Raw genomic sequence first — 9486 nt, 5'->3', positions numbered from 1 at the left:
TCTTCCCGAGTCGCACCGCCCGCGACGCCAGCCCGCCCAGCAGAAGGAATGGTCACACGCAAACACTCGCACAACCAGCAGCCGATATCACGAACCGACACGCAAAGATCTAGCTCTGTAGTACTAGACCTCGGGACTCCCGGTCCGCGGTCCCTGAAGGCCACCTTCACAGCGTAAAACGCCGTGAAGGTGGCCTTCAGGGACTTGTGGGTGGGTCAGCCTTCCACGCGGTGTGACGTCCAGAAGGAGGTCAGGTCGGTGGAACCGGCGGCTGCCTGCGCCGCGGCCTTGAACTCGGCCGTGGTCGACACGCCGTACCAGTGCGACTGGGCGTAGGTCTTGAGCAGGTTGGCCATCGCCGTGTCACCGATGAGGCGCCTCAGGTCGTGCAGGGTGCACTTGCCGTAGTTGTAGACCACGGTGGAGTACCGGGACGAATGGGCGTCCCAGTAGGCCATCGAGTTGGTCAGCTTCTCGGCACTCGACTGCCAGGTGATGCCGCAGCCGCTCCCGGTGACCCCGCGGTAGAGGTCGGTGGCGTAGTCGGTGAAGCTCTCGTCCAGCCACGGCGAGTTGTACTCGTCGTCGCCCACGATGCCGTAGAACCACTGGTGGGCCAGCTCGTGCGGCAGCGCGGTGGTCGACACGAGGTCGAGCACGAAACCCGGGTACTCCATCCCGCCGAACCAGAAGTTGTTGTCCAGTACGACATCCATCTCGGTGTACGGGTAGTCGCCGAACCGGCCCGAGTGCACGTCGAGTGCGTCGGTGGCGAGGCTGAGCATCGAGCTGGCGCTGCTCGACGAGATCCCGTTGGTGGAGTAGACGTTCACCCGGAAGCCCTTGGCCGAGGTGGCCGAGATCTTGGCGAACGGCCCGGCGCCCCAGGCGAAGTCCCGCACCTTGGCCGCGGTGGCGTGGGTGGTCGTCGTGCTCCCGCTGGTCGTCTCGGTCGACGTGCCGGTGGCCGGGGTGAGCAGGCCGCTCGGGTGCACGAGCGTCACGTCGAAGTCGCTGATCAGCGAGTAGAACGACTCCCCGTTGTTGGTGTAGGGGTCGAGGTGCCAGCCGGCGCCGTCGCGCACCGCGAGGATCGGCAGCGCGTTGCCGATCATGTTGTACGCGCCGTCGTGGCCGAAGCGGTCGGCGCCGCTGGGCACGACGATGCTCAGGTCGAAGCCGATGGTGGCGGACTGGTTCTGCGCCAGCGGGCTGGGCAGGGTGATCTTCAGCGCGGTGCAGTTGACGCTGAGCGCGGACGCTGTGCCGCCGGTGACGTTCGTGACGGTGATCGGCGTCGACGGGCAGCTGCCGTGGTAGTTGTCCCACAGTCGCAGGTAGACCTCGGGCAGCGCGGTCGGCGAACCGTTGGTGAAGCTGACCGACTGGTGGCCGGTCCAGGTGTCGCCCGCGGCGTTGGAGCTCAGGCTCACCGTGTACGCCGGGTTGATCGGCGTGCGGGTGGTGTCGGCCGGGGTGGCGGTGACCGTCCAGGTGAAGGTGGCGGTTCCGGTGTTACCGCCCGGATCCTTCGCGGTGACCGTCACCGAAGACGTGCTCGCCGCGGTGGGCGTTCCGGTGATCTTCCCGGTGGTGGCGTTGATCGACAGCCCGGCGGGCAGGCCCGTCGCGGCGTAGGTGAGCGCGTCGCCCTGCGGATCGCTCGCCTGGATCTGGAGGGAGACCGCCTGGCCGGTGGTGCTCGACTGGTTGCCCGGCGCGGTGACGACGGGGCTCTGCGAATTGCCGGAACCGGTCGTCGTCAGTGAGAAGTCGTCGAGCAGGAAGTTGGTCGCGAGGCTCGAGTCCTCGGTGCCGGTGACCTTCAGCGTCACCGTCTGCCCGAGGTAGCGCGACATGTCGACGGTGCGCTGCGCGTAGCCGGTGTTCTTGTCGAGGTTGGAGTAGCTCGCCAAGGTGTCGGTCCCGGCCTGCACCACCAGCGTGTCGTACTTGGCGGTGGTGGATGTCTCCGAGGTGTCGATGTGCGACCAGTAGGTCAGCGTCGCCGAAGCGCATCCGGCGGGCAGGGTCAGCGTTTGCGACAAGGTGTCGGTGTGCGCGCTGCCGTAGCCGTCCAGCCACGCGTCCGTGCTGCCGCCGTGTGCGGGCTGTGCCGCGGTGGCGGCGGAGATGACGCCGGTGGTCTGGGTCCACGGGGTGGTGCCGCTTTCGAAGCCGCCGTTGCCGACGAGCTGGTCGCCGCAGGCCGCGGCCTGCGCCGGTGCCGTGAACAGCACCACTCCCAGCGCGCTGACGGCCAGGGTGAGCGCAGCAGAAAGTACCCTCGATCTCATGGGGTTGTCCTTCCCTGGGCCCCGCCGGTCGGAGCCATCGACAGCGTCCCCCCTGACCTGCGTCCCAACAACCGGCCATAAGTACTGTTTCTCGTCCTTCCCTGGCGCACCACCGAAGGACGATCCTGGGTACCGCCGAACGCCGCGATTCTTGTGGCTTTCTTACCGGGTGCGGCCGGGATAGGACACGGGCCGCGTCGCGCCGTAACGTCCGTCCGGTGGATACCGGAACCGGCGGCTGATCGCGTGAGTCCTTTGCGAAGCCGTTTACTGGCAGCGATCTCGACCTGTCTGGTCGCCGCGGCGTGTGCCTCGGCCCCGCCCGCCCCGTCTGCTCCTGCGCCGGGCCCGAAGCCGCTCGAAGCGGTACCCGGCGCCCCGCCCGGGACCGCGAGCTGGTCGGCCTGGCCCTCGGCCCTGCACGACGCGCGCCACAGTGGATCGTCTACTGTGGATGGTCCCAGAACGGGAAAACTGCGCTGGCGAAGGACTCTCGAAGGCGCCGCGACCGCCGGGCCCGTGACCGCCGCGGACGGCACGATCTACGCGTCGTCCAACGCGGGCATCCTGCACGCGCTCGACCCCGCCACCGGCGCCGACCGGTGGACGTTCGACACCGGCGGCCCGAGCGGCGGCGACCTCTCGGTTTCCCCGCTGGTACTGCCGGACGGGATCATCCTGGTGCCCACGTCCGGCGCGCTGGTGGCGCTGTCGCCCACCGGCGCGCGCCTGTGGTCCCATGACCTGCCGGGCAGGCCGACGTCACCGATCAGCCAGGACGGCAAACGCGTCTACGTCGGCGACCAGTCCGGAACGGTGAGCGCGCTCGACGTCTCCGGGCAGGGGCACCAGGCCGTCTGGACGCTCGACACCGGCAACGTGTCCTACGGTTCGGTGGTCACCGACGGCACCGGGCGGCTCTACACGACGGCCGACTCCGCCCTGGTCGCGATCGACGACCGGGGGAGCGCGGGCGCGGTGGCGTGGCGGGCCGAACCCGCGGACGACATCGTCGAGGTCTCGGCCGGGCTCGCCCCCGACGGGACCGTGCTCCTGGGGACGAACGGCGGCCGCGAATGGGCGTACCACCGCGACGGAACCCCGGCCTGGCAAGCGCCGCGCATCATCACCTACTCGTCCCCTTCGGTGACGAGCACCGGCTTGGCCTACGTCGCCGACCACGCCGGTCTGGTCCACGTCTACGACGTCCGCACCGGCGCCGAAGCGGCCACCTACGGCCCGATCGGCGCACAGATCTGGAGCTCGACGGTGGTCGACCGGACCTATCACGCCTACCTGGCCGGGCAGAACGGTCACGTCCACGGCTTCGACGCCAGGGGCGGGCCCCTGTTCGACGTCGACCTGGGCGCCCCGGTGGACAGTTATCCCGCGCTGACCGGGGACGGCGCGCTGATCGTCGGCGCGCGCAACGGCGTGCTCGCCGCCATCGGCTGATCGCCGTGTCCCGATCACCGGGGCACCCCTTGTCAACCGTTCCCCGTCGGCCCCTCCTTTCTTCACAGCTAAAAACAATGGCTGAAACGGCGTTCCGCGCCCGCCGCGCTGCTCCTGCTCGGGTCGGCCATGCTCGCACCCCCCAGCACCGACACCGTGCTGGCCAGTTTCACGGACGACTTCAACGGCGTCGCGGGCAGCGGCGTCGACGGGTCGAAGTGGGTGCACGAGACCGGTGACAACGTGAACAATCACGAGCGGCAGTGCGTACACCCCTGGCAACGGCAACGCCGCGCTCGACGGCCAGGGCCATCTGGTGATCACGGCGAAGAAAGAGAACCCCGCCAACTACAACTGCTGGTACGGCCGCTGTCAGTACACCTCGGCGCGGCTGAACACCTCGGGCTGGGCATGTGGCCCGCTTTCTGGATGCTGGGCAGCAACATCGGCAGCGTGGGCTGGCCGAACCGCGACGAGATCGACATCATGGAGAACGTCGGTTTCGAGCCGACCAAGGTGCACGGCACCATCCACGGCCCCGGATACTCCGGTTCCGGCGGAATCGGCGCCGCGTACTCCGGCCCCAACTTCTCGGACGCCTCGGCGGGAAGTCCTGGGCGTTCAACCACCGGTTCTTCCTCATCCTCAACCTCGCGGTCGGCGGCTACTGGCCCGGCGACCCGAACAGCGGCACGCCGTTCGGCCACGGACGAGCGTGCTGGAGGAGCAGACCTCCAGCTCGGGACGGTCGTTCAGCGGATCACCTGGCCGCGCAGGATGATCCGCTTCGGGCGGGCCAGGACGCCGGGGTCGGCGGTGGGGTCCTCGTCGTAGACCACCAGGTCGGCCGGTGCCCCGTCGCGGAGGCCGGGTACGCCCAGCCAGGCGCGCGCCGTCCAGGACGCGGCGCCGACGGCGGCCTCGGGCGGCAGCCCCGCCTTGAGCAGCCAGTCGATCTCGGTGGTCACGTTGCCGAAGGGGAGGCAGTCGGTTCCGGCGAGGACCGTGACGCCCGCGTCGAACGCGGCGCGGACCGTGGCGAGCATGCCGTCCCAGCCGTCGATCAGCCAGTCGCGCAAGGGATCCGACTCGTTGGCGCGGGCGCGTTCGACGATGCCGTCGAACGTGGTGAACGTCGGGATCAGCGCCGTGCCCTGTGCCGCCATCCGGCCGAGCAGCGCGGGATCGAGGTGCATGCCGTGCTCGAGGCTGTCGGCTCCGGCCATGACGGCGTTGTGGCAGCCCTCGGCGGTCTGGCCGTGCACCGCGACCCGGCCGCCGACGGCGTGCACCGCCGCGACGGCGTCGCTGAGCACGTCGAGCGGGACGGGGCGGTCTTGGGGGCTCCAGTCGCCGATGATCTTGCACCAGCCGGAGGAAGCGAGTGATTCCTCGACGGCGGCCTTCGCGAGGTCGTTCTCGCTGATGTCGCGTCCGTAGTTCTCGTAGAACCGGCCGGGCGTCGCCAGCCACCGGCCCGCCGAGTGGACCCGGGGCAGGTCGGGTTCGTCGTCGACCCACTTCGGGATCCGGGCCGCGGCGCCCGGTACACGCACGAGAAGGACCCCCGCGTCGCGATGCTGGCGCAGGTGCCGACGCAACCGGTCTTCGTCGAAGGTGTCCGTCGTGGCTTCCGTGCCCGGGTGGGTGTGCGTGTCCACCAGCCCGGGTAGCAGCCAGCCGCCGTCGGAGAGCAGCTCCGCACCGGAAGCGGGATCGACCCGCAGCTGGTCGCCGTCCACCACGAACGTCTGCTCCACCCGATCCGGCAAGGTGATCCCGCGCACCCTGAAAACCATTGCTGACCTCCCCAAAACGCCGTGTCATCGGCGCACCACCCTCGACAGTAGAGGATCGACGGCACGGCCCAAATTGCACGGTGATGCATCGTCGTGCATAATCATGCTGTGTCCAAGATGCTGAAGTCCCTGCCCGTCGGCGAACGCGTCGGGATCGCCTTCTCCGGCGGCCTCGATACCTCTGTAGCGGTCGCGTGGATGCGCGACGGCGGTGCGGTGCCGTGCACCTACACCGCTGATATCGGCCAGTACGACGAACCCGACATCGCGTCGGTGCCCGGGCGTGCGACGGCGTACGGCGCGGAGATCACCCGCCTGGTCGACTGCCGTGAAGCTCTCGTGGAAGAGGGGCTCGCGGCGCTGACCTGCGGCGCGTTCCACATCCGCTCCGGTGGCCGCGGCTACTTCAACACCACTCCGCTCGGCCGTGCGGTCACGGGCACCTTGCTGGTGCGCGCGATGCTCGAGGACGACGTCCAGATCTGGGGCGACGGCTCCACCTTCAAGGGCAACGACATCGAGCGGTTCTACCGCTACGGCCTGCTGGCCAACCCCTCCCTGCGGATCTACAAGCCGTGGCTGGACGCCGACTTCGTCACCGAACTCGGCGGCCGCAAGGAGATGTCCGAGTGGCTGCTCGCCCACGGCCTGCCTTATCGGGACAGCACCGAAAAGGCGTACTCCACCGACGCGAACATCTGGGGCGCGACCCACGAGGCCAAGTCGCTCGAACAGCTCGACACGGGCGTCGAGCTCGTCGACCCGATCATGGGCGTGCGTTTCTGGGACCCGAAAGTCGAGATCGCCGCCGAAGACGTCACGATCGGCTTCGAACTGGGACGGCCGGTGACGATCAACGGCAAGGAGTTCGCCTCCGCCGTCGACCTGGTGCTGGAGGCCAACGCCATCGGTGGCCGCCACGGCCTCGGCATGTCCGACCAGATCGAGAACCGCATCATCGAGGCCAAGAGCCGGGGCATCTACGAGGCGCCCGGCATGGCGCTGCTGCACGCTTGCTATGAGCGGCTGGTCAACGCGATTCACAACGAGGACACCGTCGCCAGCTACCACAACGAGGGACGGCGGCTCGGCAGGCTGATGTACGAAGGCCGCTGGCTGGACCCGCAGGCGCTGATGGTGCGCGAGTCGCTGCAGCGCTGGGTCGGCACCGCGATCACCGGCGAGGTGACCCTGCGGCTGCGGCGCGGCGAGGACTACTCGATCCTGAACACGTCCGGACCGGCGTTCAGCTACCACCCGGACAAACTCTCCATGGAGCGGACCGAGGACTCGGCATTCGGGCCGGTGGACCGGATCGGCCAGCTGACCATGCGCAACCTCGACATCGCCGATTCGCGGGCGAAGCTCGAGCAGTACGCGGGTCTCGGCATGGTCGGCAGTTCGCACCCGGCGCTGATCGGTGCGGCGCAGGCCGCCTCGACCGGCCTGATCGGCGCGATGTCCGAGGGCGGCGCCGAGGCGATCGCGTCGCGCGGCAAGTCTTCCGGCGACGACGAGCTGCTCGACCACGCCGCGATGGAGTTCGGCACCGACTGAGCCTTCGTCCGCACGTCGTCAGCCGTGGCGTTCCCTTGCGGGAGTGGCACGGCTGACGGCGTTTGCCGTGGCTACACGTACTCGTACGTCGGGGGCGCGCGCGGACGGCAAAGCCGACGCCGCTCACGACCGATTCGCAGTACATGCACGTGAAGAGCACCTTCGCGGACGGCACCGTGTCCGTGGCGGGCTACTACTCGTTCTGCGTGAGGTCGGCGCCGCCGCCGACCACGTGCGACGCGGGCAGGGTGCGGCCGTGCCAGGTGGTCCACTGCGCCGGTCACGCCAGTGCAGCCCGGTTTCACCTCGTACGTGTACGTCCTGAGGGACTTTAAAGCCCTCGGCGCGAGCGGAGACCGGGGTGGTCCGGCCTGGCTACCGGCACGAATGACCGTCAGCGCGGCCGATGCCGCTGGGGTAGTGTTCCTCAGTCCGTCCGAGGTTCGTGACCACGCAGAGGTGCCATGACAGTCCGGCGGTACCAGGTCGCGGCTTTGCTGCTCGTCGTCCTGTCGGCGGCAGTCGTGGTCAACGGCTTGGCGCTGTGGGGCGACAGCTTCTCCGTGTGGGTCGACGACGGGTTGCAGCTGGGCGGTGGGCTGGCCGCGGTGGTGTGCGGGGTGCTGGTCGGCCGCCGGGTCCGCGGGACCCAGCGCTGGTGGCGGCTGCTGGTCGCGCTGGGCATGGCTTTCTGGTCGGTCGGGCAGTTCGTCTGGTCGTGGTACCAGATCGTCGAGAAGGAGGGCCTGCCCTCGCCTTCGCTCGCCGACGTCGGTTACCTGGCTTTCCCCGTTTTCGCGCTGCCGGCGTTGTTCGTGCTGGCCCATTCGCGGGAACGGGAGGACCGCCAGCGTGCTCAGCGCAGGCAGTGGACGGGACATTTCGGCGTGGCCGTGGTGCTCGACGGCCTGGTGGTGACCGGGTCGCTGTTCATCCTGGCCTGGACGGCGGCGCTGGCCCCGGTGGTGACGGCCGTCGGGCCGGACGCGCTGGCCTGGGCCGTGGCCATCGCGTATCCGCTTTCGGACCTCGTCGTGGTCGTCGTGGCGGTGCTGCTGGTGGTGTTCGACCGCGTCGACCGGCCGTACCGCGCCAGCCTGCTGCTGCTCGCCGCCGGTATCGTGGCGCTCGCCTGCTCCGACAGTATTTTCGCCTACCTGGTCAGCATCGGCGCGCAGAGTATGAAGCCGTGGGCCGACGCGGGTTTCGTGCTCGGGCCGGTGCTCATCGCCTACGCGCTGGTGGCCACGCCGAGCACCAGGCGGCGTGAAGACGCGAACCAGCAGGCGGGCCTGGATTGGTGGCAGCTCGCGCTGCCCTACCTGCCGGTCACCGCCGTGGCGCTGGTGATCACCGGCCAGTTGCTGTTCGGCGCGGGGCCGGACGCGGTCGAGGTCAGCGTCGGTGTGCTGCTGATCTTCCTGGTGCTGGCCAGGCAGCTGCTTTCGCTGCTGGACAACCGGTTGCTGCTGCGCCGGGTGTACGAGGGCAGGCAGCAGCTGACCCACCAGGCGTTCCACGACCCGCTGACCGGGCTCGCCAACCGCGCGCTGTTCGCCGACCGGCTCGACCGCGCGGTCGCGGACGGGGCGGACGGACGGCACCCGCTGGTGCTGACCTTCGTGGACCTGGACGACTTCAAGGAGATCAACGACCGGTTCGGGCACGCTGGCGGTGACGTCGTCCTGCACGCGGTCGGGCAGCGGCTGGTGGGCTGTGTGCGCTCGACCGACACCGTGGCCCGGCTCGGCGGCGACGAGTTCGCGATCCTGCTGGAAGGCGAGGTGGACCCGCCCCAGGTCATCGCGGACCGGATCAGGACCGCGCTGCGTCGCCCGTTCGTGGTGCACGGCACGCTCGTCGCGGTCCGGGCGAGCATGGGACTGGTGGTCCCGGATCCGGCCGAGCCGCTGGTCACCTCGGACGTGCTGCTCGGCCGGGCGGACACCTCGATGTACGCGGGCAAACGGCTGGGCAAGGACACCACCGTCGTCTACCGGCCGTCGTGCGACGGGCCGCCGGACTTCCCCGCGGCGCTGCGCCGGGCGGGGCGCGGGCTCCCGGAGGGCTTCAGCCTGGTCTTCCAGCCGATCGTGCGGCTGGCCGACGAAACGCCGCTGGCCGTCGAGGCCTTGGCCAGGTGGACCGCGCCGGACGGCACGGCGGTGTCGCCGGAGACGTTCGTCCGCGCGGCCGAGGGTGCCGGGCTCGGCGCCGAGTTGGACGCGCTGGTGCTGGACCTGGCCTGCCGCGAGGTGGCCGCGCTCGAACCCGCGCTGACCGTGCACGTCAACGTCGGCGCGGCCAGGCTGGGCACCGAAACGCTGGAGCAGAGCATCCGCGCGGCGCTGACCCGGCACCGGCTGGCCGCGCCGACG

5 protein-coding genes and 1 pseudogene are annotated in these 9486 nt (G+C 69.7%); 4 read left to right on the top strand and 2 right to left on the bottom strand.

Annotation, left to right across the window (positions count from 1 at the left end; genetic code table 11):
- Window positions 1-215 precede the first annotated feature (215 nt).
- On the bottom strand, window positions 216-2297 hold the full coding sequence (locus QMK34_RS45510) for a putative Ig domain-containing protein (protein WP_326421132.1): 2082 nt from the start codon (window positions 2295-2297) through the stop codon (window positions 216-218).
- 153 nt (window positions 2298-2450) lie between these two features.
- On the opposite strand from QMK34_RS45510, the gene QMK34_RS45505 reads away from it, so the two are divergent.
- Window positions 2451-3752 carry a PQQ-binding-like beta-propeller repeat protein gene (locus QMK34_RS45505; RefSeq protein ID WP_326421131.1) on the top strand — a complete coding sequence of 434 codons (1302 nt, stop codon included), beginning with the start codon at window positions 2451-2453 and terminating at the stop codon, window positions 3750-3752.
- Window positions 3753-3881: 129 nt separating this feature from the next.
- Window positions 3882-4453 (top strand): annotated as a pseudogene (locus QMK34_RS45500) (glycoside hydrolase family 16 protein); the annotation flags it as partial.
- A gap of 51 nt (window positions 4454-4504) precedes the next feature.
- Here the strand turns inward: QMK34_RS45500 and QMK34_RS45495 are convergent.
- Window positions 4505-5551, bottom strand: coding sequence for an amidohydrolase family protein (locus QMK34_RS45495; protein WP_326421129.1), 1047 nt, complete (start codon window positions 5549-5551; stop codon window positions 4505-4507).
- A 108-nt stretch (window positions 5552-5659) separates the two neighbouring features.
- Here QMK34_RS45495 and argG point away from each other — a divergent pair, with 108 nt between their 5' ends.
- Both argG and QMK34_RS45485 read left to right on the top strand, forming a co-directional pair.
- Entirely contained in the window at window positions 5660-7108 is a 1449-nt protein-coding gene (gene argG / locus QMK34_RS45490; protein WP_326421128.1) for an argininosuccinate synthase, read from the top strand.
- A 464-nt stretch (window positions 7109-7572) separates the two neighbouring features.
- Window positions 7573-9486, top strand: a 1914-nt coding sequence (locus tag QMK34_RS45485; protein WP_326421126.1) for a diguanylate cyclase domain-containing protein, incomplete at its 3' end; no start/stop codon positions are given.

This window comes from Amycolatopsis sp. H20-H5 (assembly GCF_035828755.1).
GTDB lineage: Bacteria > Actinomycetota > Actinomycetes > Mycobacteriales > Pseudonocardiaceae > Amycolatopsis.
Note: the sequence above shows the minus strand (reverse complement) of the source record. Positions and strands in the feature narration are given on the sequence as shown.

Bases quoted from the DNA above. Each gene is read 5' to 3' on its own strand.
- QMK34_RS45510 (WP_326421132.1), bottom strand. From the start codon at position 2,297: ATGAGATCGAGGGTACTTTCTGCTGCGCTCACCCTGGCCGTCAGCGCG.
- QMK34_RS45495 (WP_326421129.1), bottom strand. From the start codon at position 5,551: ATGGTTTTCAGGGTGCGCGGGATCACCTTGCCGGATCGGGTGGAGCAG.